A 23,045-nucleotide genomic window follows, 5' to 3' on the forward strand; every position below is an offset into this window, starting at 1 on the left:
CGCAACCCACGAGAGAAGACGGCCGGCCCCGTGCCGCGGAGGCGGCGCACCGCGCCGTAGGACATGGGGGAGTCGGCCTGCGGAGGCGGACCCGTACCCGCCCGAGCGGGGTGAGCGAGATGTTCCACGACCGGCGAGAGGCGGGCGAGCGACTGGCCCGCGTGGTGGAGGGGCAGAACAGGCCGTATCCGCTCGTGCTGGCGTTGCCACGTGGTGGGGTGCCCGTCGCCGCGCGTGTCGCCCAAAGACTCGATCTGCCCCTGGACGTGGTGGTCGTACGCAAGATCCCGATCCCCGGGAGCCCCGAAACGGCGATCGGCGCGACCACGGCCGAGGGGCCGCCGCTGTTCGACCACAAATCGCTGCGACTGCTGGGGCTCTCCGAGGAGGACCTGGCCGCGTCGGTCCGGGCCGAACAGGCCGAGGCGCGGCGGCGTGTGCGGGTCTATCGCGAAGGCGAACCCGGCCCTCGGGTCAGCGGATGCGACGTCGTCCTGGTCGACGACGGGTTGGCCACCGGTATGAGCGCTCGGGCGGCGCTGACCGCCCTGCGTCGGCAGGATCCCGCCTCCCTCGCCCTGGCCGTTCCCGTCGGGGCGCCGAGCGCCGTGCACGCGCTCGCCGACGTGTGCGACCAGGTCATCTGTGTGGAGGCACCACCGGACTTCGGTGCGGTCAGCCTGTGGTATGAGGAGTTTCCCCAGGTCACCGACGAGGAGGTGTTGTCCTGGCTTCGCCGGTGCCCCCGGCGGGCCCGGAACGACGCTCCACGCGGGGACAACCGGCCCGAGGTCTCCGGGCCGCCGTGATCCGCGAGCCCGCGGATCCCCGGTTCCGAGGAAGGGAGAGCACCATGACCGCTCGCGACGTGAAGGTGCGCACCTCCGGCGCGCAGCTTGACGGTCGGCTGACCATGTTCCCCGGGGCGACCGCGGTGGTGGCCTTCGCGCACGGTAGCGGAAGTTCGCGGCACAGTCCGCGCAACCAGGCGGTGGCCGACGAACTCCACCGGTCGGGGATCGCGACTCTCCTCTTCGACCTGTTGACCCCCCAGGAGGAACGCGTCGACGCCACGACCGCGCGGCAGCGTTTCGACATCGACCTGCTCACCCGCCGACTCACGGGCGCGGTGGACTGGCTGGCCGCCCACGAGGACACCGGGGGGACCCCCATCGGTCTCTTCGGAGCCAGCACCGGGGCCGCCGCGGCCCTGCGCACCGCGGCCGAGCGCGCGGACACGGTGGAGGCGGTCGTCTCGCGTGGGGGGCGTCCCGACCTCGCCGGAACGGCGGCGCTGCAAGTGGTGCGCGCCCCGACGTTGTTGATCGTGGGCGAGGAGGACACCGAGGTGCTCAGGATGAACGAGGAGGCGGCCGACTGGATCAGCGGACCGACCCGGATCCACGTCGTTCCCCACGCCACACACCTGTTCGAGGAGAAGGGCGCCCTGGAGGAAGTGGCCAACGCCGCCGCCGAGTGGTTCAGGAAGCTCCTGGAGGAGCGGGAGAGGTGAGCCGGCCGTCACCGGTTCGGCACTCCGCGCCGGGAAGGACGGCGGTGACAGCGGACGACGTTGATGTGACAGAGATCTCTCTTGAGTGGGGGTTGCCCTCGGGGATGACGGGTAGTAATGCCGTGTCCCGCGACGGGATCACCGCCGAGAGCGCCCCCGCTTCGGACGGCGTCGCGAAGGCGCGCCCCCATCGAGGCCCTCGGGCCCGGAGGAAGGCGTCAGAATAGGCGCGCACCGCCCGTATTCTGGCGGTTTTCCGCATCCCTGGAAACGGTTTTTCGAGCCTTTCTTCAGGTTCTTCTGCAACGGGAAGATCACAGGATCATCTCCCGTTTTTGCCATTCTGTGACCTGACTTTGTGTTCTGGGGCACTCGCCTTTAGGGCATTTTGACCTGTTTGCTATGGTCTTTCTTGCTGGTACCCCCAGCCACTCCTGTGACATCCAGGAGGGCGACGCCTGCCCGGCGGGGGATCCGGTCAAGGCCCCGCTGGTCAGCGGCCGGGGCTGCGCGCATCTGTGGAACCACAGCCGGATGCCCTGCGTACGAACATCTCGCAGGCTGGTGCCCCCCGGGGTCGGTGCGTGCCCGAAAGGTGGTGCGGGCCGTCCGGCGCCCGCCCGAAGGAAGGAACACAATGGGTTCGGAGGGCCAACAGCTCAGCGCCTCCGTCGTTATTCTTCTGCTCGTGCTGTTCTTCGGCGGCACGATGCTGATGTCGATCCTCATCAGCAAGAAGAAGGAAAACGCCGACGGTTACATGACCGCCGGTAACAATATCGGTTTCGGAATATCGGCCGCTTCCATGACGGCGACATGGATCTGGGCGTCCTCGATGTACGCCTCGGCCACCTCCGGATACACCTACGGGATCTCCGGGCCCATCCACTACGGGCTCTGGGGTGCCCTGATGATCCTGTTCATCTACCCCTTCGGCCGTCGCATCCGCGCGGTCGCCCCTCGTGCGCACACACTCGCCGAGGTCATGTATGCCCGGCACGGACGCTCCAGCCAGCTGATGCTGGCGGGCTCCAACGTCGTGGGCAGCCTCATCTCCCTGACCTCGAACTTCATCGCCGGTGGAGCGCTGGTGGCGATGCTCTCGCCCTTCACCTTCACCCAGGGCATCCTCGTGATGGCCGCAGGCGTACTGCTCTACACGCTCTGGTCAGGCTTCCGGGCGTCGGTGCTCACCGACTTCGCCCAGGTCATGGCGATGCTGGGCGCCGTGGTCGTCATCATTCCCGTGGTCTTCTTCGCCGCCGGCGGACCGGACATGTTCGAGGCCGGTGCGACCAACCTCACCCCCCAGCAGTCGAACTTCTTCTCCTCCGAGGCCTTCCTGCACCAGGGTGCGCCCTACATCGCCGCGGTCCTGGCCTACGCGATCGGCAACCAGACCATCGCCCAGCGCCTCTTCGCCGTGCGTGAGGACCTCATCAAGCCCACCTTCATCACCGCCACCATCGGCTACGGTGCCACCGTCATCGGTATCGGCATGCTCGGTGTGATGGCCCTCTACCTGGGTCTTGAGCCTGTGGGTGGGGACACCAACAACCTCATCCCGCAGTTGGCCACCACCTATCTCGGCCCCATCCTGCTGTGCGTCTTCTTCATCATGATCATCGGGTCGCTGTCCTCGACCGCCGACTCCGACCTGTCCGCGCTGTCGTCGATCATGATGGCCGACGTTTACGGCCAGAACGTGGCCGGGCGCAAGAAGGCCGACCCCAAGACGATGCTCCTGGTCGGCCGCGTCACGATGATCGTCGCCACCGGCGCCGCGCTGTACTTCGCCAGCGGCCAGATGAACATTCTGGACCTGCTGGTCTTCGTCGGTGCGCTGTGGGGCGCGTTGGTCTTCCCGGTCATCGCCTCCTTCTACTGGGGCAAGGTCACCAACGCCGCCTTCACCGTGGGCACCCTGGCGGCCATGGCCGTGTTCATTCCGGTGCGCTTCGAGATGCTGCCGGACAACCTCCTCGTCAACCTCGGCGTGGACGTCCTCTCGGTCATCGGTATCGGTGTGATCCTCGGTCTCATGGCCTTCGGTTTCTTCGGCCTACGCACCGCCAAGTGGGTCGGCGGCATCTCCATCGTCGTCTCCGCGCCGTTCGTGATCGGTTTCCTGCACGACTACCACGTGCTCAGCGGCTCGCTCGTCGCCTACTCGGTGAGCACCTTGGTCTGCTACCTGATGTCCTTCCGCAACAGCAAGAACTTCGACTTCGCCCTCATCGACAAGCGCGTCGGCGATTTCGACCCTGAGGAGGACCAGAAGACCGACGACACCGCTCCGACGCACTGACGAGAAGGAGAGACCATGACGACTCTGACCCTGACCGCCTACGTGCTCGTGTGGCCCGCCATCGTGGCGGCGGTGCTGTTCTTCATCGCACGCGGCTTCCTGAAGGAATGGCGTGAGGCCCGCCAGGAAGGCCGCCGGATCATCTGACGCCCGGTGGCACGGCGCGACGATGGGTGCGCGTCAACGGTGGGGGCGCCGCTGCCATGGCAGCGGCGCCCCCGCGCCTGTGAGGGAGTCTTGCCCGCCTCCCGGCCCGGCGACAGGCGTCCCGCCCGCCTGCGAGTCTGCCTCGGGTCGCCTGGAGACGGCCTTGGGCGCACGGTGCCGATCCCGCGTGCTCTCGGCATCGCCGGGGGAGGTTCGAGGTGGCGGTGACGCTCTTCGGGGGCCGGTCCCCCGGGAAGGAGGCGCGGGGGGACCGCACTGGAGGGAAGGTCCCTCATCGCCGTGCTCGTGGTTCCCTGCGCCGGTGTCTCCATGCGGGGGGCGCGAGGAGCACCTGATGAAGGGCCCTGGTGCGTCGGACCCCCTCCGCCCGTAGTGTTCCGGTGAGGACGGGCGGTCCGAGTGGTGCGCCGGATGCGATACAGTTTCACCTGTTGGTGGCGCTGCGAAGGCGTTCACGCGACACACGGGACGTAGCGCAGTTTGGCAGCGCACTTGACTGGGGGTCAAGGGGTCGTGGGTTCAAATCCCGCCGTCCCGACAGAGCAGTAGCGGTTCACGAAGGGGCTCGTCGTCAGACGGGCCCTTTTCTGCGTCCTCGGTGGGGTGCAGGTGGGGTTGAACCGGGGTCGGGTGTGCCGTCGGTCCACGTCGTGCGGGATGGCGTCCATCGCCCGTGCTCCGGAGCGAAGTACCGGCCTCAGTTGGTGGCGGTAGACGCGTTCGGTGGTGTCGGTGGCGTCATGGCCCACGAGGAGTGAGATCTCTTCGATGCTCACGCCGTGGTCCGACAGCAGCGACACGAGGGTGTGGCGCAGCTCGCGCGCTGTCCATTCGTTCTGGTCGAGTCCTGCCTTTCTCACGATGGTGCGCAGGTCCCGCAGGACGTTGTGGTGGTCCAGTGGTGTCCCGTGCCTGGTGCAGAACACCAGATCGTTGTCCTGCCACAGTCCGGCCGCCGCGAGACGTTCTCGGGCCTGCATCGTCTTGTGGGCGGTGATCGCTTTGATGGCGATGCGGGGCAGTTCCAGGGAGCGCCGTGACCGTTGGGTCTTGGTGTCCCCGTCGCCTCGCACCGAGGTCCACACGTGGATCGTGGGGGCCCCGCCGTTGGTGTCGATCTGCTCCCACGTCAACGCCCGGATCTCCTCGGTTCGGGCTCCGGTGACGATGGAGAGCACCAGGTAGGCGTACCACCGCGTGCCTTCCGCCGCCTTGAGCACTGCCACGGCCTGTTCCAGTGTCATGGACTTGGAGGGCCGTCCGGGTTTGTCGCTCTTGAGCCTGCCGCGCTGGTCCAGCCGTGCGAGTTCGGCGACGTTGCGGGCCACCATCTCTTGGACCTGTGCGTAGCGGATGGCGCGTTCCAGCAGGTTGAGCACCAGCCGCAGCGTCCGCGAGGACAGGTGCGGTTCGCGGCCCCGGAGCCAGGCGAGCACATCGACCACCCGCAACTCAGCCAGAAGGTATCGGCCGAGGTAGGAGGTGATGTGCGTACGCGCGAACCGTGTGTAGTTATCGCGTGTGGTGGGTGCCAGGTCGGCGGTCTGGTCCCGCAGGAACTCCGCCACGCAGTCGACGACGGTGTAGCGGGCGGGGGAGTTGACGCCTGGTCCAGTGCTTCCAGGACCTGGGCGAGTTTGTCGTAGAGGGTGTACTTGTTCTTGCTGCTGATCTTCTTGACCTGACAGCGGCCGGTGTGCGGGTCCTGCCGGAGGCGGATCTCCGCGCGCCAGAGGTGGCGTGCCTTGTCGAGGTAGACCGACACGTCGGGTCGGTCGGCCAGGTCTGCCCTGGTGGGCTTGCGTGGTGTTCTGGGCACCACTCCTCGTCTTCCCCGGGAACGGTCCCGTCCAGCCTAAGCCTGCGCCTGGTCCTCTACGAGGCGGTTGATGTAGGCCTCCAGGGCGGAGCGGGGGACGAGGCGTCGCCGGCCGACGCGGACGGAGGGGAGCTGTCCGGTGGCGATGAGCTTCTTGACGGTGGTGCCCAGGCTCAGCGCATGGGCGGTTTCCTGGACGGAGTACGCGACCTTGTGTTCCACACCGGGGTCCCTTCTCGCGGGTGGGTTTCACCTTCTGGTCGCGATTGGGGGGCCTGATCGGGTTCAGGTGGGGGGCGGGAGGCGTGCGTACGCACTGCGGGCCCTGCCGCTAGAAGCGGCAGGGCCCGCAGAAGAACGGAGATTCGTGGCGCTTATGCCACTGGCGGGGGTGGTGTGTGGGGGAGGAGGCGGCTCTATGCGGCCGGACCCTTGACGGCCGTGAGGAGTGCTCCCCACTCCAGCCGCGATGCTTCGACATGGCCGAGGGAACGGTTCTGGGTGTCTCGGATGGCGGCACCGTCAGAGGTTCGCTTGGCCTCTACACAGTGACCGCCGTTTCCTCCGCTGTAGGAAGACTTACGCCATTCCTTGGTGAGTTCCATCGCGGAACTCCTTCCTAATCGTGCGTAGACGCTCCAAGGAGACCTCTGGCGACCAGGCTACTCCGAGTAGTTCACCGAAAAGCTCGTGAGCCTCCTCGACCTCCGGGCCGTGGTACATGCTGCCTGATAGGGCGTTCTCCAGGTACAGGGCGTCCGGCTGGCCGTCGAAGGACATCAGGACCAGCATGCCGGTGTGGCCGGGGTGGAAGCCGGTCTTCAAGGGAACGATCTGCAACCCCAGCCTATGGGATTCCACCAGTTCGATCAGTTTGTTGAGCTGCTCCACCATGACTTCCACCCCTCCGGTAGGAGCCAGCAGGACGGCTTCATTGACGATGCTGTGGACCCTGGGCGGATCCGGCCTGTCCCAGATTCGCTGGCGTCGCATCCGTCCTTCGACGATCTCTTCTACCGCCTCGGGTGGAGCGAAGCGGTTGGAGGCCCTGGCCAGGGACCGTGCGTAGGCCCTGGTCTGGAGCAACCCGGAGATGACCAGGGGGTGGAACTCACGGATGTGCGTCGCTGCCGGTTCGGCTTTCACCAACTCGGAGAGGAAGCTGGGATAGGACTCCCGGTTGCTGAGCTTCACCCACAGCTCTACGAGCTTTCCGTCCGCGCCGAGGAAGTCATCGATGAGGTTGACCTTGTCTCGGCTGGGCCAGTGGGTTCCGCTCTCGAAACCGCTGATCAGCGTGCCTGTCGCTTGGATCCTGGAAGCCACTTGAGCCTGTGTCCTGCTGGCTGAGGTCCGATACTTTTTCAGCTCCGTTCCCCACTTCTTGGCGTGCGGCTTCACCTTCTTCTTCACCGATAGACCACCCTTCACAACCTCGCCATAACCTCTTTGCACACAGATCTATCAGTGTTGGGAGGCTTGGTGACATCACTTCCCAGATAGAAATGGGTTCCTCAAGCTGGGATCACCGGAGAACTTAACCCACGACACCTGAATGGGTTCCGGGATAACCAGGGAGGAACCACTCATGTCGGAAACGAGGGAAGCAGCCAAGCGGTTGTGCCACTGGGCTGATGAGAGCGGCCTGAAGGCGCTGCCGCACCCCGGCCAGGTGGTCGAGTTGAAGAAGGGGAAGCAGAGTCAGCACGTCCGCCTGTCCAGGGCGGAGGGCGGTTGGTTCTGGTTCTGGCTCTGGGAGCCGTTCCGTACCGAGCAGGACGTGTGGGAGACGGAGAAGGGTCTGCCCATGGGGCAGGAGCGGGACATGGTGCGCCGGGTACTGGCGGTGCTGGAGATCGCCGAGGCGGGGGAGAAGGTGACATGAGCTCACATGAGTTCCCTCGCTACCTCGCGGAGGTCCCGCCCGAGGTCGCCGACACCCTCGCAGAAACCGAAGGGGTTGAGCGAGTCACCTACCGACAGGTCCTGTGCTCGGCGGTCGGCCTGCTCAACCTCAAGAAGCGTGGCACGCTCTTCTTCGCCAACGGCGGCGCAGTCCTCATCCGCCCCGGCCAGAAGATGATCACCTTCTCCGAGCTGCGGAGGGACGATCTTCCCAAGCGCTACCTCTGACCTCGCACGGCTCGGATGCCCAGCCCCTCCCACCGGTTCCCCGCTGGGAGGGGCTTCCCTTGTGGGCACTCGCCGTTTTCCCTCATAAGCGACTATGAGGTGATGCCGAGTGAATTCTTTTTCGAAGGAATGCCCAGGCGTTCCTGCGCGGGATCGTGTGTTGTTCTGGCACCGGGGCGCCTGGGCGCACACCAAGGTCGAGAAGGCACGTGCGGTGATGCGTGCTCGGGGAGAAGCCGCTGAAGCCCTGGCCCACCAGGGTGATGAGGAGGAACCGGCCTGGTTGGACTGGGTCGATGAGGGCGAACTCCAGATCATGGAGGCTCGCGCGTACACCGAGCTTCACCGGCCTTTGCGTGCGGTTCCGCTGCTCAACGACGTGCTGTCCCAGTACGACACCGCTCATGGTCGGGAACTGGCGTTGTATCTGGCTTGGCTCGCGGTTGCGTACGCGGACGCCAACGAGCCCGAAGCGGCAGCCGAGGTTGCCTGTCGCATGCTGGAGATCGCCAATGGTCTGGGCAGCGAGCGCACCAACGAACGCGCTCGCGTCGTCAGAAGGGCTCTGGATCGGTTCCGCAACATTCCCGAAGTGCGCGATGTCCTGGGTGCGGCGTAATCACTCTCATTCGCAGATCTGTGCGGATCCAGTAGCTGAGTTGGTCCGTGGGTCTGTCGCGCGGTGCAGCAGCCGGGTAGCCCGTATGACGGGTGCACCCTTGTGGATGCGTTTCCCCTGATCAAAGCATGCTGCATCCCGGTCAATGGGTTGCCCGACATGCGTCAACTCTAAAACTCTTGCTGTCGAAACTTCTCCGGGGCATTCGTTGATGCTTCGTCTATCCTAATTGGGTGGATACATAGTAAAAAATAGCCAGCCCTATGCATATTCCGAAGATGATCCCTCGGAGGAAGTATGTCCAGCGCCCTTTGTCCCTGATGATGATCTCGGAATCTAAATTGTTGATGGAGTCAACTGTTCGTTCGATCGCCTCGGCGGTCTCGAATATCCCCTGCTCTGCCGCTTCCCAGGGGCGTTCGTGGAGTGTGCTACGTAGGACATGGTTAATTTTTTCCGTCGACTTATCTATTTCGACATTCATTGATTGAAGGCTTGAGATTGCTGAGACGTAGTGCTCGAGGTCTTCGGCGGCTTTGGAGAGTTCGGGTGTTGTGTCTTGCAGGTGTCCTAGGTGGTGGGCTGCCTCGCGCAATGAGACGGTGGTTTCTTCGAGATGGGTGAGTCTGCGGGTCGAGTCGGCGAGGGATTCTACTGCGTCTATGTCGATGTAAGGTCGGCTGAAGTTTTCTTTGGCGAGTTTCTTGAGTATTGCCGCGGACTCTTCGCTGATCTCTGATAATTCTCCAATTGCATGCATTATTTCTTCTTTGCTCTGCGTGACTGCTGAAGACATCATTTCTTGGAGCTTGTTTGGTGTGAGGTTTTCAAGCCCTGATAGTTGCTCGAATAGCTCCCCTTCTCGATTTTTCTTCCACTGAAGCAGGAGCTTGGTTGGGTATTTATTTGGATTATTGTCTATGACCGTATGGTGGGGGTTGCAGAGTAGGATGAGGTTTGCGAAGGATTTTCTTTCATCGTTCCCCATTTTTGGGTCGAAGCGAGGGCCGTCGGGGCTGTGTGCGCGTATGTGTGCAATTTCGACGTCTGCAATCGGCTCTCCGTCAATTTCTCGGATTACTGGGCGGGGGCAAGAAGGCTCGTAGCAGCGTCCTCTGCTGAGCAGGAAAAGAGCCTTGCTGACACCGGATGCATAGTTGCGCGCCTTCTGATTCTGTGTGCGCTTGTTTGCTTGGCCTGACCCTTGGGGGCGGGGCCCCGTGGCGGATTTCGGTGAAGAGGGGGTGTTCACCATGGCGCATCTCTCTGTAGCGGAGGGTTGGTGTGACAACACGGTAGCTCTGGGTGCTGACAATCTGGGTGGGGTGGAGGTGGGGTTGGGGGAGGGGCGCCCGTGGGCGCCCCTCGGTGACCGGTCCCGTTGCTTGCTGGCCGGGGCGGGTGACCCTGGCCTGCGGGTTCGTGTTGTGGGATGACCGTCCGCGACCCCCGGCGACTACGCCGGGGGTGCCTGGGGGTCAAGGGGTCGTGGGTTCAAATCCCGCCGTCCCGACAGAGCAGTAGCGGTTCAGAGAGAGGTTCGCCGGTCGGCGAGCCTCTTTCTTCGTCTCCGGTGGAGGACGATCGGGACGGTGAGGCCGTTGAGCCGTCCTCCCACGGCGCACGAGAAGCGAACCGCTCCTCTTGACGGTCGTGTGTCGACTCGCTTCCGGATTCCGCGGGTGGGGTCCGATGTCTTCGGTTCCGCTGACCGGTATTCCGGAAAGCAGCCTCGGGAGCCTCGTGGGGGCATCGGGTGCGCACAGGGCCCGCCCGGTTGTGCACCGCCACGTGTCTCCTCGCTCGTGCGATCGCACACCATCCTCTCCGGTCGGCCGCTTCGTCGGGGGTGCGCGGCGCCGCCCCGCGCCGTGTCGGTGCGAAAGCCACCGGGTGGAACGCATCGGTTCTCGGCGTCCGAGGAGTCCCCGAGAGAACGAGCGCCGAGGAAGAGGACGTCTTCGTAGCTTTTCGGCACCCACCGATGGGGGTGTTTCAGGACACTCGCCCTGGTCGCGGGGTGCGGACTCTGGTAAGGTGACCTGCGATCATCACGCGTCGTGTGGAGGGAGAGGGGTAGTGACCATGTCCTCACCGCTTCCCTCGACCGCGACGCCTCCGGCGCAACGCCGTTTCTCTGTTCTCCAGGGCCGCCCGCTCTTCCGCGGCCGGCAGTCTCTCACCGCCATCGGTCGATCGCGCTTCGAGGAACGTCACAGGATCCTGGTGCGCAATCCCCTCCCTCTGGGCACCAACGGTTACTCCACCTCGTGGGGTACCAACGCCCATGGTGAACTCAGCGCCTGCCCCCCTGGGCGTCGCTGATCCCCTTCCCTCCGTTGAGGGCTCTTTCTCCGCGTACGACTCTCCTTCCACGCGTGTGCGTCGGGGGCGCTTCGCCGTTGCCAACGGTCTCGCAGCGCTAAGGGAGACGACGGGCCCGTCCCGTCTTCGTCGCGTGCTCGGTACCCCAGGGGTGCTCTCCCACAGTTTCGTTCTCTGACCGCCGATGTCGTGCCCATGGGCGCGACCTCTCCTGGCGTGCCTTCGCATGCCCGGAAACCGGTGGAAGATCGTGAAAGGACGCGGCGTGCCGCTGCTCCTCCTCCTTGTCGTGCTCACCGTGGCCACTTTGTGCGTTCCCGTGCTGGATCGGGTGCTGGGACGTGCCACGGGGTGGCCTCTGGCCGTGGTCTTGGCCTTGCTCACGGTTCCGGTCCTCGCCCAGGGCCCCCGCCTCTGGAACGGGGCTCCGGCGCTGGAGGCCTCCGTCTCCTGGATGCCGGCCCTGGGCGTGGGGCTGACCCTTCGCATGGACGGTCTGTCCTGGCTGTTCTGCGTTCTGGTGCTGGGCGTGGGCGCGCTCATCATGGCCTACTCCGCGCGGTACTTTCCGCCGGGGCGTCGTACCGGGTTCTACTTGCTCATGAGTTCCTTCGCCCTGGCGATGACGGGCTTGGTACTGGCCGACGACCTTGTTCTGCTGTTCGTCTTCTGGGAGCTGACCACGATCTGCTCCTTCTACCTGATCGGGTTGTCCGGCCCGACGGCGGCGAGGCCGGCCGTACGCACCTTCCTGCTCACCGCCCTGGGCGGGCTCGCCCTGCTCGCCGCCGTCGTACTGCTGTGGACGCATACCGGTACCACGCGCCTCAGTGCCGTCCTGGACGACCTGTCCTGGACCCGGGACACCGCCTTCACCGCCACCGTCGCGGTGCTGGTGATCATCGCGGTCTTCACCAAGTCGGCGCAGTTCCCCTTCCACTACTGGCTGCCCGATGCCATGGCCGCCAGTACTCCGGTCAGCGCGTATCTGCACGCCGCGGCCATGGTCAAGGCCGGTGTCTACCTGGCGATGCGGTTCTCGCCGGCCTTCGCCGACACCGCCGTGTGGGGCACCAGCCTGCTCGTGGCCGGACTGATCACCGCCCTCCTGGGGGCGGTGTGCGCCCTGCGGTCCCACGATCTGAAGGAGTTGACGGCCTACTCCACGGTCAGCCAGTTGGGGTTCCTCATCGCCGTCATCGGTGTGGGCACACCACAGGCGCTCATCGCCGCCGCCGTCCACACCCTGGCCCATGCCCTGTTCAAGGCGACGCTGTTCATGGTGGTCGGTGTCGTCGACCACCAGAGCGGCACTCGGGACCTGCGCGAACTCGGTGGGTTGAGGCGGGTCATGCCGATCACGGCGACGGTGAGCGCCCTGGCGGCGCTGTCCATGGCGGGGGTGCCGCCGCTGCTGGGGTTCGTCAGCAAGGAGAACGTCTTCGAGGCCCTGCTGCACACGCCGACCGTTCCCTGGGCCGGCCCCGTCCCCGCTGTCGCGGCGGTTCTGGCCGCGGCGCTGACCGTCGCCTACGCCTTCCGCTTCGTGTACGGAACCTTCGGCGGGAGGCGGCTGCGCCACCCCGGAACGCGAACACCTCGGGAGGGGGACGCGTTCTTCCTCGCCGCACCGGCCATCACCGCTCTGGCCGGACTCGTCCTGGGGGTGGCGGTGCCGGTGCTGAACCCCATCGCCGAACGCGCGGCGGGGGACGCCACCCATGAGACGGCCGAAGCCCACCTGGCCCTGTGGCATGGACTCAACCCGGCCCTGGGGATGTCGGCGGCAGCCCTGCTCATCGGCGCTCTCGTGGCCTGGGGGCTCTCCACCACGAGTGTCGCCGTTCCCCTGTGGAGACTCCCCGTACGGGGGACGGCGATCTTCGACCGCCTGCACGCCGGCGTGATCGTCCTCGGGAGGCGCGTCGGCGATCCGACCCGCAGTGACGCACCCACGCGTCACCTGGCCGTTCCCCTGATCCTGGTCATCGTGTTCGCCGCCGCGGTGGCTGTGCGGGGACTGGACTACGGGACGCCCGTGGGCGACGCCTCGCGTCCCCTGGACTGGCTGGTGGTCGCCCTCGTCACGGTCTCGGTGGTCACCGCGGTGGCGGTCCGGTCCCGCATGGCGGCCCTGGTCCTGATCGGCCTCGCCGGATTCGCCGTCGCGATCTGGTTCATGTTCCTGGGAGCCATCGACGTGGCCCTCACCCAGCTCCTGGTGGAGATCCTGACGGTCGTCGTGGCGGTCCTGGTCCTGCGTCGCCTGCCGGCCGGGTTCCACCGGGTCCGTCCCTCACGCACGGTCGTCACCGCGGTGATCGCCATCGCCTGTGGCACCGCGGCGGGGCTGGGCGCCTATCTGCTCACCGGCCGCAGGGAACCCTCGGCGGTGAGCGCCCACCTGTTGGAGAACGCGCCCGCCGACACCGGTGGCACCAACGTGGTCAACACCATCCTGGTCGACTATCGGGCACTGGACACCCTGGGCGAACTCACCGTCCTGGGTGTGGCGGGCCTCATCATCATCGCGGTTCTGCGCTCGATGGGGCTCAGCGAGGTCGGCCGGCTCCGGCCGACAGTGGGCCGCGACAATCCGGTCTGGGCCGCCGACGCCAACACCGTCATCATGCGCACCGTCGCCCGGGTTCTCATTCCGTTGCTCGTGGTCTGGTCCTTCTACCTGCTCGCACGTGGTCACAACGCCTCCGGTGGCGGATTCATCGCCGGGCTGGTGGGAGGCGCGGCCTTCGCCCTGGCCTACCTGGTGGCTCCCAACGCCTCGGTGGCGCGGATCCGGCTGACCTATCCGGCCATCATCGCCGTAGGCGTCCTCATCGCCGTGTTCACCGGTCTGCTCGGTTTCGTCGACGGCTCCTTCCTCAGGCCTTTGCACGCCGACGTCCCGCTGCCGTGGGGCGGTCACTACCACTTCACCACCGCGCTCGTCTTCGACGTCGGCGTCTACCTGGCCGTGGTCGGCGTGATACTGACCGCGCTCAATCAGCTGGGCCTGCCACGGCCCGACTCCGCACCCGCACCCGCCCCCGCACCCGCCCGCCGTGATGCCGCCACCGGAGGTACTCGATGACCCTGGCCATCACCATCGGCGTCCTGATCGCCGGAGCCGTCTACCTCCTCCTGCAACGCGGCATGGTCCGTATCGTTCTGGGCTTCGTCCTGCTCAGCCACGGCGCCAACCTCCTGTTGATGTCGGCGGGCGGGATCTTCCGGCGAGGAGAGCCCCTTCTCGGCCGGCAGACGGCGGGAGCCTTGGCCGATCCGCTCCCGCAGGCGTTCGTCCTGACCGCCATCGTCATCGCCTTCTCCATCACCATCTACATGCTCACCCTCGCCGTCACCGGTAAGGGCGACGACACCGAGGACGCCTCATGAACACCGTGCTCCTCCCGCTCCTGGTCGCGGTGCCCCTCTTCTGCGCCGCCCTGCTGACCATGTTCACCACAGGGCGGCTCTGCCGGTTCCTCTTTCTGGGCACCAGCACGGGCGCCCTGGCCGCGGGGTTCCTCCTGCTCTGGGCGACGCGGGACGGGGAGGTCCACGTCCACCAGGTGGGCCTGTGGCCCGCCGGAGTGGCCATCCCCTTCGTCATCGACACCTTCAGCGCTCTGATGGTGACCACCACCGCCCTGCTCGTCCTCGTGTGCTCGGCCTTCGCCGTCGCCACCGGCGAGGCCGACCGCCGCTATCTCCCCTCGTTGATCCTGGTGCTGTCGGCGGGCGTGTACGGAGCACTGCTCACCGCGGACCTGTTCAACCTGTTCGTGTTCGTCGAGGTGATGCTGCTGCCCTCCTACGGGCTGATGGCCATCGCCGGCACCCTGCGCGGTCTACGGGGCGGACGCGTCTACGTCACGGCCAACCTGCTCACCTCCACCATCTTCCTCGCCGGTGTCGCCCTGGTGTACGGCACCGCGGGAACCGTGCAACTGGGGGAGTTGGCCGGGGCGGCTCGGGAGTCGCCCCTGGTGGCGGTGGCCATGGGCCTGGTCCTCCTGGCGATGATGGTCAAGGCCGCGGTGATCCCGGTGCACGGATGGCTGGTGCGCACCTACACCGCACCTTCGCCCGCCGTCACCGCCCTGTTCTCCGGCCTGCACACCAAGGTCGCCATCTACGTCATCTACCGCCTGTACGCCCTCGTCTTCGACGGCGACGCCTCGCTGTTGTGGATCGGTCTGGTCGTGTTCACCGCGACCATGGCAGTCGGAGTCATGGGCGCGGTCGGGGAGGGCACCACCCGTTCGATCCTGGTGTTCCACATGGTCAGCCAGATCGGCTACATCCTTCTCGGTGTCGCCCTGTTCACCGAACTCGGTCTCATGGCCGGCATCTTCTATCTCGTCCACCACATGGTGGTCAAGGCGTCCCTGTTCCTGTCCACCGGCGCGGTCGAACATGTCCACGGAACGGGGGAGCTGGAGCGTCTGCGCGGTCTGGCGCAGAGGGAACCGCTGCTGGCGCTGGCCTTCCTGGGCGCCGCCCTGTCCCTGGCGGGGTTGCCGCCCTTCTCCGGTTTCGTGGCCAAACTCGCCCTGGTCGCGGCGGCCTTCGACGCCGGACAGTGGGTCGTCGCCGCCATCGCCATCGCCGTCAGCCTCATCACCCTGATGTCGATGCTCAAGATCTGGAGCTCGGTCTTCTGGGGCCGACCACCCGAGCCCGAGCGGGAACTCCGAATGGCGGACGGACCATCCAAGGGCGGGACCACGACGATCACCGCGCCTTCCGCCGTCACCCGGATCCGGACCGGACTGGTCCTTCCGGCCGTGGCACTGACCGCCGTGACCCTGTGCGTCGGATTGGGAGGCCAGCTCCTACTCGACCTGAGCGCGCAGGCCGCAGCGCACCTGTTGGACACCTCCGCCTACGTCGAGGCGGTGACGAACCGATGAGCGATCTGCTGCGCAGGGCCGGGCGCATCGCCTGGTTCCCCTTCTTCTACGGCCTCCGGGTGGTGACCTCGACGCTGCGGGTCGTCTGGGACATCCTCACACCCGGCAACGCGGCCACGCCCGCGTTCATCGAGGTACCGCTGCGCTGCCGCACCGAGGTGGAGATCACCGCCATCGCCAACATGATCTCCCTGACCCCCGGAACGGTGACCGTGGCCACGCGCCTGGAGCCGCCCACCCTGTGGGTCCACGGTCTCTACACCGCCGACGAACACGCCTTCCACGACGACATCCGTCAGATGGAGGACTACCTGTTGTCCATCACCCGCCCCCAGCGCACGCGCCCGCGCAGCGCGGTGGAAAAGGAGCCCCGTTGAACCTCCTCGACGTCGCCCTACTGCTCATCGGGGCCGCCATGGTGGCCGCCGCCTACCGGGTTCTCGTCGGTCCGCACAAGGCCGACATAGGCGTGGGATCCGACATGGTCTTCTTCGGATTCGTCGGCCTCGTCATCGTCCTGGGTCTGCGTCTGGACTCCGACGCGATGGTCGACGTCGTTCTGGTGTGCACCCTGGTCGGGTTCCTCGCCGCCCTGTCCCTGGCCCGGCTCGTCGCTGGAGGAAAACGATGACCCTCCTCGAAGGACTCGCCCTCGTCTGTGTCCTCGTGGGCGCGGCCGTCTTCGTGGCCGGAGCCTGGGGCCTGGTACGGCTGCCCGACTTCTATGCGCGTCTGCACGGGATGTCCGTCTCCTCTGGTCTGGGTACGGCGTTGCTCCTGCTCGGGCTGCTGTTGTGGTTCCCCTCGGTGGAGAACGCCCTCAAGATCGGTTTGGCCCTGCTCGTGCAGCTGGCCACCGCGGCGGTCGGCGGCAACGCCATGGCCCGCGCCGGCTACCTGTCCGCCACCCCCGCGACCCCGGACACCCGGCGCGACGACCTCGCCGAAGCCGAGTAGGCGCCGCTCGGAAGGGAGGTGACATCCATGGACGACATGCTGGTGGGCGAGGCCCGAACCGCCATGCAGCTCCTCGCGCTTCTGGCCACGGTGATCACCGGTTCCCTGCTCCGATACGCTCACCGCGCACACACCCGACTGCGCACCCTGGAGCAGGCACAGAACCCGCCCCTGCGCGACATACCCGAACCCGGCACGGAGGTCGTGGTCGACGGAAACGCCGACGCCGGTCCGGACGGACTGCTGACCGCACCGTACTCGGGGGTCGCCTGTGTCTGGTACCGGATCGAGGTGTGGGATCGCCGTCCCGGCCCGGACGCCCACCGCGGTCGTATGCGGCACACCCTTCTCCACATGAGACAGAGCCGTGCGCCCTTCGTACTGCGGGATCGGACCGGTTCGGTGCTCTGCGATCCGGACCACACCGCGGGGGACAGGCTTCCCCTCACCCATGAGGTCTCCGAAACGGAGGAGGAGGAAGAACCGATCGGCACGGAACTCGTCCACACCGAGCGGGTGGCCACGGACAGCGAATGCACGTTTCGAGAATGGGCCATAGCCCCAGGAACCCGACTACTGGTCCACGGCACCGTCGCGCGGGGAACGTACGGAACCGTGATCCGCGCCTCGGGCGAGGACGCGTTGCTCATCTCTACCCGGCCCGCTCCCCTGCTCAAAGACGCCCAACGCGTGACGATCCTCCTCACCACCACGGCCTTCGCGGTGTCGTTGGGGGTTTTCCTGTGGTCGTGCCTTGCCTGAGGCCCTCCACGGAGGGGCGAGGAACGTCGCGACACGTGGGACCAGGCGCGGCTCGGGTCGTGGTGGGGGCCTTCTCCCGTTCCCGGGTCACGGCGCCCCCGCGTGCCGTATCCGGGGAGGGGCCGCTGTCCCGGGATTCCGTCTCGTGGGGCGGTGGGCGACCGTTCCGGGTTCCGTGCGCGGCACGCCCACGGAACCCGGGATCGCAGGTCGGCGATGTGGACGTCACCGGCCCCGCACAGGCGACGGGGCGGGCCGGCGGGCGGTACCAACGTGGTGATGGGCGGCGCCGCCCCGCGTCCCTCCCGCCACCCCGCCGTCGCGCTCATGGACGCCGACGACCGCGGACCTCGGCGCCGCTGTGGCCCCGTCGTATGGGCCGCAGCGGCGCCGCTCGTCCAAAGGTCGGCTTCTCGGGGGCCTGGACGAGGGGCGGCCCCGGGGCCGGAAGTCCATCGTCTCCCCCGAAGCGAGGCGCCGCGACGGCCACCGGGATCCGAGGACACCGAACGGCCCCATCGCGGAGCCTGCCTCGGAAGGCTCAGTGTTCGTCGGTGAGGGTGCCGCTCAGTTCCTTGTGCAGGTGGGCGCTGGGCTCGTTCAGGCCGGTGATGTGGACCTGTACCCCACGGCGGCGGAAGTGCGCGCTGACCTGGTCCAGGGCGGCGACGGCCGAGGAGTCCCACACGTGCGCACCGGACATGTCCACCACCACCTTGGTCAGACCGGGTTCGGTGTAGTCGAACCGGTCGACCAACGCCGAGGTGGAGGCGAAGAACACCTCGCCGTGCACCGAGTACACCCGGGTGCCGCCCTCGGGGTCCAGCACGCTGGTGACGTCGGCGTGCAGCGCCGCCTTGCGGGTGAACAGCACCATGGACACCAGTACGCCGGCGATGACGCCCAGGGCCAGATTGCCGGTGGCCACCACCACGGCCACGGTGACGACCATGGTCAGCGTCTCGGTCCAGGGCAGACGCCGGACGGTGGAGGGGGCGATGCTGTGCCAGTCGAAGGTGACGATGGACACGAAGATCATCACCGCCACCAGCGCGGCCATCGGGATCAGCCCGACGATGTCGCCCAGCCCCACGCACAGGATGATCAGGAACACCCCGGCCAGGAAGGTGGAGATGCGGGTGCGTGCGCCGGAGGAGACGTTGATCATGGTCTGGCCGATCATCGCGCAACCGGCCATGCCGCCGAACAGGCCGACCAGGATGTTGGCGATGCCCTGGCCGCGGGCCTCGCGAGCGTGGTCGGAGGTGGTCCGGGTGCGGTCGTCGACGACCTTGGCGGTCATCAGCGACTCCATCAGGCCGACCAGGGCCAGGGTCAGGGAGTAGGGGGCGATCAGGGCCAGGGTGTCCCAGGTGTAGGGCACGTCCGGGATCAGGGGGACGGGGAAGGTGTCGGGCAGTTCGCCCTCGTCTCCCACGGTGCGGGTGGACAGGCCCATGGTGAGGGTGGCGATGGTGAGCACCACGATCGCGACCAGGGGCGCGGGAACGGCCTTGGTCAGGCGGGGCAGGCCGAAGATGATGGCGAGACCGATCGCGACCATGACGTACACCGGCACGTCGAAGGGGACCAGATAAGGCATCTGGGACAGGAAGATGAGGATGGCCAGGGCGTTGATGAAGCCGGTCATCACGCTGGGCGGGACGAACCGCATCAGTTTGGCCACGCCGGCCAGGCCCAGGACGATCTGGAACAGTCCGGCCAGCAAGGTGGCGGCGATGAGGTGGTCGACGCCGTGCTCGATGGACAGGGGTGCCGCGACCAGGGCCATGGCGCCGGTGGCGGCGGAGATCATCGCCGGACGTCCGCCCAGGAAGGCGATGGACACGGCCATGACGAAGGAGGCGTACAGGCCCACCCGGGGGTCGACCCCGGCGATGAGGGAGAAGGCGATGGCCTCGGGGATCAGGGCCAGGGCGACGACCAGTCCGGCCAGTACGTCGGCGCGGATCTGCGCGGGTGCGGGCACCTTGGGCAGGAGGGACCGCGCAGAGGTCTTCACGGGAAGTTTCATGGAACCCATCGATTTCGGGCAGCCCACAGCGGGCCGCGGTGTTCGGGCCAGGTGTACGGCGACGCCGCGAACGGACATGTCTCGTGACTCGACGAGCAGATTGCGCCCGGATGTCCGGAATCGTGTGGCGCTCGTGGCGGCCCCGACCCCGGGTGTGGCTTCGTCACCGTGGACCCGACCGTGCCCCTGAGGCCGGTCGGAAGCATGCGGTCGGCTCACGCGCGGGGCGTGAGGACCTGGAACGAACTTACCCTTACGTTAGGGTTAGAGTCACGCGGGGAGACTGAGGCGACCGTCACACTGGTGTCCGTCGGCGATCGGAACCGTTCCCACGTGGGGTGGCGGACGTTCGGGCCCGCCGTCCACGCGGGTGGCGCGGAGGCGGCGCCGTGGTCAGGAAACGCGTCGCCGTGGTCTGCGGGCGAAGCACACCGCGACCGCCACGAGGAAGCACAGCAGCGCCAGCCCCAGGACCCCCGGACGGTAGGAACCGGCCTGACCCTGGGCCAGGGACAACAGGATGGGGCCCACCGCCGTGGAGGCGACCGCGACGGACTGTGTCAGCCCCCGCAGGGTACCCAGGTTCGCCGTGCCGAAGTAGAAGGGCAGAGCCGCGCTCTCCACCGCGCGGGCACCGGAGGCCGCCGCACCCAGGGCGGCCCCGTACAGCAGGGCGCCCCACCCCGGGGTGACCATCGGCAACGTGACCAGGGCGAGGGCGTGCATGGCCATGGCGGCGCTCATCAGCACCTTGGGGGAGATCCGGTCGGCGGCCGAACCGAACAACAGCGCCGATCCCAGTCCCGCGACGGTCTGGGGCAGGAAGTTGGCGGCGGCCTGGACCGGGGTGAGCCCCTGCTCTCCCAGGATGGAGATCTGGTGGAAGAACACGGCGGTGGACACCAGGCCACTGCACGCGATGGCTCCGGCCATCGCCCAGAACATGGAGGTGCGCGCGATCGCCGAGAGCGGCCACGCCGACACCTCGGCGACCTCGGCCTCTCCCGAGGAAGAGGAGTGCTCCTCCTGGGGCGTTCGCGTGGCTCCGCGCAGGCCCCAGAAGGCCAGGGGAAGGACCACGATCCAGATCAGCAGGCCTTCGGCGACGAAGGTGTACCGCCAGCCGAGCAGGGTGATCACGCGCTCGGCCAGCAGTGGGAACAGGGAGATGCCCGCAGCTCCCAAGGATCCGGTCAGCCCCAGTAGGGTGCCCCGGTTGCGGGTCACGGCGATCGCGACGGCGGTGGTCGCGATCATGCTCATGCCTCCCTGGCCCAGGGCGCGCACCCCGATGAACCCGGCCGTCAGACCGATCAACTCTTGAGCGCCCGACAACAGGACCAGGAAACCCCCGAAGCCGATCGCCACCAGTACCAGGACCCGTTGGACCCCGAAACGGTCCACGGCGCGGCCGATCCAGGGAAGCGCGAGCGCGCCGGAGAGGGTCCCCACCATGTAGGCCAAGGAGACGGCCGAACGGCCCACGCCCAGGTCGGCGATGACATGGTCGACGAAGACGGCGATACCGGCGGTCTGTCCCGGTCCGCTCAACGCCAGGACCAGGGCGGAGGCCGCCACGATCCTGGCGACGGAACGACGGGACGTTGCGGCGGTGGGCGGCGCGGTGGACAGTATGACTCCTCGACGGACGGCGGGGGCGCGGGCGGGGGTTCGACCCGGAGCGGCATGGTGACCCTTGAGAATCAAGGAATCGCGGAGAGTGGATATTCCCTGTCGGTTCCGCCGCCGGGGCCATGGTGGATCCGGGCCGCCTCGATCGACCGCCCGCGACCGTCACATGCGGCGAACCGGTTCCAGAGCCCATCGTCGTCTCGGAACCGGGGCGTCCGGCGTCGGGTGAGGTGCGCGGCTTCGGCGTGGCGCCGTCGAGAGCGTTCCTCACACGTGTGCTCGCTCAGGTGGTGGCGTTGTTCTGGTTGCGCTGCTCCCGGAGGCGTCCGGCGAACTCCTCCGCCATCGCGAGCTGTTCCCGCAGGGCTCGACAGCGGGCGGCGATGGCGGCCTCGAAGGCGTCGAGTCTCTCGCTCAGTGCCTTGTGCTCCTCAGAGGAGGCCTCGCCGGAGTTCAGCCGATCGAGGCTCTCCAGGAGTTCACGCGTCTCCTCCAGACTGAACTCCAGCGGCTTCATCCGCTTGATGAGGTTCAGCCGGTCCACGTCCTCCTCGGTGTAGAGGCGGAAACCTCCACGGGAGCGGGCCGAGGGCTCCACCAGACCCATCTCGCCGTAGTAACGGATGGTCCGCAGGGACAGACCGGTCCGCTCGGCGACCTCGCCGATCTGCATGCGGCGCGGTTCGGGCATCGCGGCACCCCTTCTCAATCACTCGACTCCGACGTCGGGTTCGCCTGTGCGTCGTCCACGGCCAGGTGCGCTACGGTAGCGCGTTCCCTGTGCGAAGAGGATTCCACGCCTTGCCGGGCGTTCCACCGCGGCCTGGGGGTGACACGAGGAGGGGTCGGCCGTCATCGTCCCCGACGGAGGCGAGTCCCCCGGCCGGACACCGGTGGTCGGGGGAGCGGGCGGCACGTGACCTCCCGAGGGAGCCTCGTGGCCGAGCCGCTTCCGCCCATGAGGTCGACGAAGGGCCCGGGGCCCGTCGTTCCGCGCAGGGGAGGGGTCTCGGTCCCGTTCTCCGAGAGCACACCGTGTGCTCGCGTCCGGTACGGCCATCACTTTCTATGGGAGATAGAATACCTACGAAGGTCTATAGAATCCTGTGAGCGAGGTCCCGACCATGTCCGACCGGTCCAGCCGTCCGATCGCACCGACGCTGGTGCTCACGGGGGCGGCCTGCGTGCTGTTGGCGCTCACGTTCCTGTTCGTGCGCGCAGAGCGACTCCAGAACCCCTCGGAGGAGCGATCCACCGAAGAACTCACGCAGACCGTGAGCCAGGAGATGAGAGAGGCGGGGGAGGAGCTCGCGCTCAGGCGGGAAGACGACCCCCGGGCGATGGGGGAGGTCGACGCGCCCGTCGTGATGGTCGTCTACTCCGACTACCTGTGTCCGTTCTGTGGGGAATGGGTGCGTCGGACCCAGCCCGACATCGTCGAGGACTACGTCTTCGAAGGGTTGCTGCGGATCGAGTGGCGCGAGTTCCCCTACCTGGGAGAGAATTCGCGCACTCTGGCCCTGGGCGCCGTGGCCGCCGCCGAGCAGGACGCGTTCTGGGAGTACCACGCGCGCGTGTACGGAAGTCCGGAGGACTTCGTCGGCGAGGACGAACGGGTCCGTGAGCGGATGGAGACCGTCGCGGAGGAACTGGGCCTGGACACGGAGCGGTTCATGCGGGACATGGAGTCCGACGCCACGGAAAGGGCCGTGGAGGAGGACTACGGCGAAGGCCAGGCGATGGGGGTCAGTGGCACGCCCGCCTTCCTGATCAACGGTGACCCCGTGCTGGGAGCCCAACCACTGGAGGCCTTCACCGAAACGATCGAGCTCGCCCTGCGCGACGAGGGGCGGTAGGT

Annotated in this window: 24 protein-coding genes and 1 tRNA gene; 17 read left to right on the forward strand and 8 right to left on the reverse strand. The window is 67.1% G+C overall.

Annotated features, from left to right (window positions below; all coding sequences use genetic code 11):
• The first annotated feature begins 119 nt into the window (after positions 1-119).
• From PFX91_RS06690 to PFX91_RS06710, 5 genes are all read left to right on the forward strand, one after another.
• Positions 120-809 (forward strand): phosphoribosyltransferase, encoded by a 690-nt coding sequence (locus tag PFX91_RS06690; protein WP_285730465.1) that lies wholly within the window; start codon positions 120-122, stop codon positions 807-809.
• Positions 810-853: 44 nt separating this feature from the next.
• Complete coding sequence (locus PFX91_RS06695; protein ID WP_285730227.1) at positions 854-1,513, forward strand: dienelactone hydrolase family protein; 660 nt, start codon at positions 854-856, stop codon at positions 1,511-1,513.
• A 637-nt stretch (positions 1,514-2,150) separates the two neighbouring features.
• Positions 2,151-3,821, forward strand: a complete 1,671-nt coding sequence (locus PFX91_RS06700; RefSeq protein WP_285730229.1) for a sodium:solute symporter family protein — start codon at positions 2,151-2,153, stop codon at positions 3,819-3,821.
• A gap of 15 nt (positions 3,822-3,836) precedes the next feature.
• Positions 3,837-3,968 carry a putative transporter small subunit gene (locus tag PFX91_RS06705; protein WP_285730230.1) on the forward strand — a complete coding sequence of 44 codons (132 nt, stop codon included), beginning with the start codon at positions 3,837-3,839 and terminating at the stop codon, positions 3,966-3,968.
• 485 nt (positions 3,969-4,453) lie between these two features.
• Positions 4,454-4,527, forward strand: a tRNA-Pro gene (locus PFX91_RS06710).
• Here PFX91_RS06710 and PFX91_RS06715 read toward each other — a convergent pair.
• The 4 genes from PFX91_RS06715 to PFX91_RS06730 all read right to left on the reverse strand — a co-directional run bounded on the left by PFX91_RS06715 (position 4,493) and on the right by PFX91_RS06730 (position 7,221).
• The gene (locus tag PFX91_RS06715) at positions 4,493-5,722 is read right to left on the reverse strand and encodes a site-specific integrase (protein WP_285730466.1); all 1,230 of its coding nucleotides are present in this window, start codon (positions 5,720-5,722) and stop codon (positions 4,493-4,495) included. The genes PFX91_RS06710 and PFX91_RS06715 overlap by 35 nt on opposite strands.
• 122 nt (positions 5,723-5,844) lie before the next feature.
• Positions 5,845-6,030, reverse strand: a complete 186-nt coding sequence (locus PFX91_RS06720; protein WP_285730232.1) for a helix-turn-helix domain-containing protein — start codon at positions 6,028-6,030, stop codon at positions 5,845-5,847.
• A gap of 194 nt (positions 6,031-6,224) precedes the next feature.
• Positions 6,225-6,413, reverse strand: a complete 189-nt coding sequence (locus tag PFX91_RS06725) for a DUF397 domain-containing protein (protein WP_285730234.1) — start codon at positions 6,411-6,413, stop codon at positions 6,225-6,227.
• Positions 6,388-7,221 carry a helix-turn-helix domain-containing protein gene (locus tag PFX91_RS06730; protein ID WP_285730235.1) on the reverse strand — a complete coding sequence of 278 codons (834 nt, stop codon included), beginning with the start codon at positions 7,219-7,221 and terminating at the stop codon, positions 6,388-6,390. Before PFX91_RS06730 ends, PFX91_RS06725 begins: the two co-directional genes overlap by 26 nt.
• 175 nt (positions 7,222-7,396) lie before the next feature.
• Between PFX91_RS06730 and PFX91_RS06735 the strand changes: the two genes are divergently transcribed.
• The 3 genes from PFX91_RS06735 to PFX91_RS06745 all read left to right on the forward strand — a co-directional run bounded on the left by PFX91_RS06735 (position 7,397) and on the right by PFX91_RS06745 (position 8,560).
• Entirely contained in the window at positions 7,397-7,693 is a 297-nt protein-coding gene (locus tag PFX91_RS06735) for a hypothetical protein (protein WP_285730236.1), read from the forward strand.
• Positions 7,690-7,941: a hypothetical protein gene (locus tag PFX91_RS06740; RefSeq protein WP_285730238.1), complete on the forward strand. Its 252-nt coding sequence runs from the start codon at positions 7,690-7,692 to the stop codon at positions 7,939-7,941. Before PFX91_RS06735 ends, PFX91_RS06740 begins: the two co-directional genes overlap by 4 nt.
• Positions 7,942-8,098: 157 nt before the next feature.
• Positions 8,099-8,560, forward strand: coding sequence for an NsdA family TPR-like regulatory protein (locus tag PFX91_RS06745; protein ID WP_285730240.1), 462 nt, complete (start codon positions 8,099-8,101; stop codon positions 8,558-8,560).
• Between the two features lie 220 nt (positions 8,561-8,780).
• On the opposite strand, the gene PFX91_RS06750 is transcribed toward PFX91_RS06745, so the two are convergent.
• Positions 8,781-9,815 carry an MlaD/PqiB family protein gene (locus PFX91_RS06750; protein WP_285730242.1) on the reverse strand — a complete coding sequence of 345 codons (1,035 nt, stop codon included), beginning with the start codon at positions 9,813-9,815 and terminating at the stop codon, positions 8,781-8,783.
• A gap of 830 nt (positions 9,816-10,645) precedes the next feature.
• On the opposite strand from PFX91_RS06750, the gene PFX91_RS06755 reads away from it, so the two are divergent.
• From PFX91_RS06755 to PFX91_RS06790, 8 genes are all read left to right on the forward strand, one after another.
• Positions 10,646-10,885 carry a hypothetical protein gene (locus PFX91_RS06755; RefSeq protein ID WP_285730467.1) on the forward strand — a complete coding sequence of 80 codons (240 nt, stop codon included), beginning with the start codon at positions 10,646-10,648 and terminating at the stop codon, positions 10,883-10,885.
• 265 nt (positions 10,886-11,150) lie between these two features.
• Entirely contained in the window at positions 11,151-13,976 is a 2,826-nt protein-coding gene (locus tag PFX91_RS06760; RefSeq protein ID WP_285730244.1) for a DUF4040 family protein, read from the forward strand.
• On the forward strand, positions 13,973-14,281 hold the full coding sequence (locus PFX91_RS06765; RefSeq protein ID WP_285730246.1) for a sodium:proton antiporter: 309 nt from the start codon (positions 13,973-13,975) through the stop codon (positions 14,279-14,281). Before PFX91_RS06760 ends, PFX91_RS06765 begins: the two co-directional genes overlap by 4 nt.
• A complete protein-coding gene (locus tag PFX91_RS06770; RefSeq protein WP_285730248.1) occupies positions 14,278-15,801 on the forward strand; it encodes a monovalent cation/H+ antiporter subunit D family protein in 1,524 nt (507 codons plus the stop codon). The genes PFX91_RS06765 and PFX91_RS06770 overlap by 4 nt, the downstream gene beginning before the upstream one ends.
• On the forward strand, positions 15,798-16,178 hold the full coding sequence (locus tag PFX91_RS06775) for a Na+/H+ antiporter subunit E (protein ID WP_285730249.1): 381 nt from the start codon (positions 15,798-15,800) through the stop codon (positions 16,176-16,178). Before PFX91_RS06770 ends, PFX91_RS06775 begins: the two co-directional genes overlap by 4 nt.
• Entirely contained in the window at positions 16,175-16,432 is a 258-nt protein-coding gene (locus PFX91_RS06780) for an MrpF/PhaF family protein (RefSeq protein WP_285730250.1), read from the forward strand. The genes PFX91_RS06775 and PFX91_RS06780 overlap by 4 nt, the downstream gene beginning before the upstream one ends.
• Positions 16,429-16,758: a monovalent cation/H(+) antiporter subunit G gene (gene mnhG / locus PFX91_RS06785; RefSeq protein WP_285730252.1), complete on the forward strand. Its 330-nt coding sequence runs from the start codon at positions 16,429-16,431 to the stop codon at positions 16,756-16,758. Before PFX91_RS06780 ends, mnhG begins: the two co-directional genes overlap by 4 nt.
• 27 nt (positions 16,759-16,785) lie before the next feature.
• A complete protein-coding gene (locus tag PFX91_RS06790; protein WP_285730254.1) occupies positions 16,786-17,520 on the forward strand; it encodes a GIDE domain-containing protein in 735 nt (244 codons plus the stop codon).
• A 541-nt stretch (positions 17,521-18,061) separates the two neighbouring features.
• Here PFX91_RS06790 and PFX91_RS06795 read toward each other — a convergent pair.
• The 3 genes from PFX91_RS06795 to PFX91_RS06805 all read right to left on the reverse strand — a co-directional run bounded on the left by PFX91_RS06795 (position 18,062) and on the right by PFX91_RS06805 (position 21,878).
• Entirely contained in the window at positions 18,062-19,564 is a 1,503-nt protein-coding gene (locus tag PFX91_RS06795) for a SulP family inorganic anion transporter (RefSeq protein WP_285730256.1), read from the reverse strand.
• A gap of 384 nt (positions 19,565-19,948) precedes the next feature.
• Positions 19,949-21,133 (reverse strand): MFS transporter, encoded by a 1,185-nt coding sequence (locus tag PFX91_RS06800; protein ID WP_285730259.1) that lies wholly within the window; start codon positions 21,131-21,133, stop codon positions 19,949-19,951.
• 337 nt (positions 21,134-21,470) lie between these two features.
• On the reverse strand, positions 21,471-21,878 hold the full coding sequence (locus PFX91_RS06805) for a MerR family transcriptional regulator (RefSeq protein WP_285730261.1): 408 nt from the start codon (positions 21,876-21,878) through the stop codon (positions 21,471-21,473).
• 415 nt (positions 21,879-22,293) lie between these two features.
• Here PFX91_RS06805 and PFX91_RS06810 point away from each other — a divergent pair, with 415 nt between their 5' ends.
• Entirely contained in the window at positions 22,294-23,043 is a 750-nt protein-coding gene (locus PFX91_RS06810) for a DsbA family protein (RefSeq protein ID WP_285730262.1), read from the forward strand.
• The last annotated feature ends 2 nt before the right edge of the window (positions 23,044-23,045 follow it).

It is taken from the genome of Nocardiopsis sp. ATB16-24, assembly GCF_030271535.1.
Taxonomy (GTDB): domain Bacteria; phylum Actinomycetota; class Actinomycetes; order Streptosporangiales; family Streptosporangiaceae; genus Nocardiopsis.

Excerpts from the sequence above, each read along its gene's own strand:
- PFX91_RS06690 (WP_285730465.1), top strand. The coding sequence starts at position 120 with ATGTTCCACGACCGGCGAGAGGCGGGCGAGCGACTGGCCCGCGTGGTG.
- PFX91_RS06695 (WP_285730227.1), top strand. The coding sequence starts at position 854 with ATGACCGCTCGCGACGTGAAGGTGCGCACCTCCGGCGCGCAGCTTGAC.
- PFX91_RS06700 (WP_285730229.1), top strand. The coding sequence starts at position 2,151 with ATGGGTTCGGAGGGCCAACAGCTCAGCGCCTCCGTCGTTATTCTTCTG.
- PFX91_RS06705 (WP_285730230.1), top strand. The coding sequence starts at position 3,837 with ATGACGACTCTGACCCTGACCGCCTACGTGCTCGTGTGGCCCGCCATC.
- PFX91_RS06725 (WP_285730234.1), bottom strand. The coding sequence starts at position 6,413 with ATGGAACTCACCAAGGAATGGCGTAAGTCTTCCTACAGCGGAGGAAAC.
- PFX91_RS06735 (WP_285730236.1), top strand. The coding sequence starts at position 7,397 with ATGTCGGAAACGAGGGAAGCAGCCAAGCGGTTGTGCCACTGGGCTGAT.
- PFX91_RS06740 (WP_285730238.1), top strand. The coding sequence starts at position 7,690 with ATGAGCTCACATGAGTTCCCTCGCTACCTCGCGGAGGTCCCGCCCGAG.
- PFX91_RS06750 (WP_285730242.1), bottom strand. The coding sequence starts at position 9,815 with ATGGTGAACACCCCCTCTTCACCGAAATCCGCCACGGGGCCCCGCCCC.
- PFX91_RS06755 (WP_285730467.1), top strand. The coding sequence starts at position 10,646 with ATGTCCTCACCGCTTCCCTCGACCGCGACGCCTCCGGCGCAACGCCGT.
- PFX91_RS06765 (WP_285730246.1), top strand. The coding sequence starts at position 13,973 with ATGACCCTGGCCATCACCATCGGCGTCCTGATCGCCGGAGCCGTCTAC.
- PFX91_RS06770 (WP_285730248.1), top strand. The coding sequence starts at position 14,278 with ATGAACACCGTGCTCCTCCCGCTCCTGGTCGCGGTGCCCCTCTTCTGC.
- PFX91_RS06775 (WP_285730249.1), top strand. The coding sequence starts at position 15,798 with ATGAGCGATCTGCTGCGCAGGGCCGGGCGCATCGCCTGGTTCCCCTTC.
- mnhG (WP_285730252.1), top strand. The coding sequence starts at position 16,429 with ATGACCCTCCTCGAAGGACTCGCCCTCGTCTGTGTCCTCGTGGGCGCG.
- PFX91_RS06790 (WP_285730254.1), top strand. The coding sequence starts at position 16,786 with ATGGACGACATGCTGGTGGGCGAGGCCCGAACCGCCATGCAGCTCCTC.
- PFX91_RS06795 (WP_285730256.1), bottom strand. The coding sequence starts at position 19,564 with ATGGGTTCCATGAAACTTCCCGTGAAGACCTCTGCGCGGTCCCTCCTG.
- PFX91_RS06805 (WP_285730261.1), bottom strand. The coding sequence starts at position 21,878 with ATGCCCGAACCGCGCCGCATGCAGATCGGCGAGGTCGCCGAGCGGACC.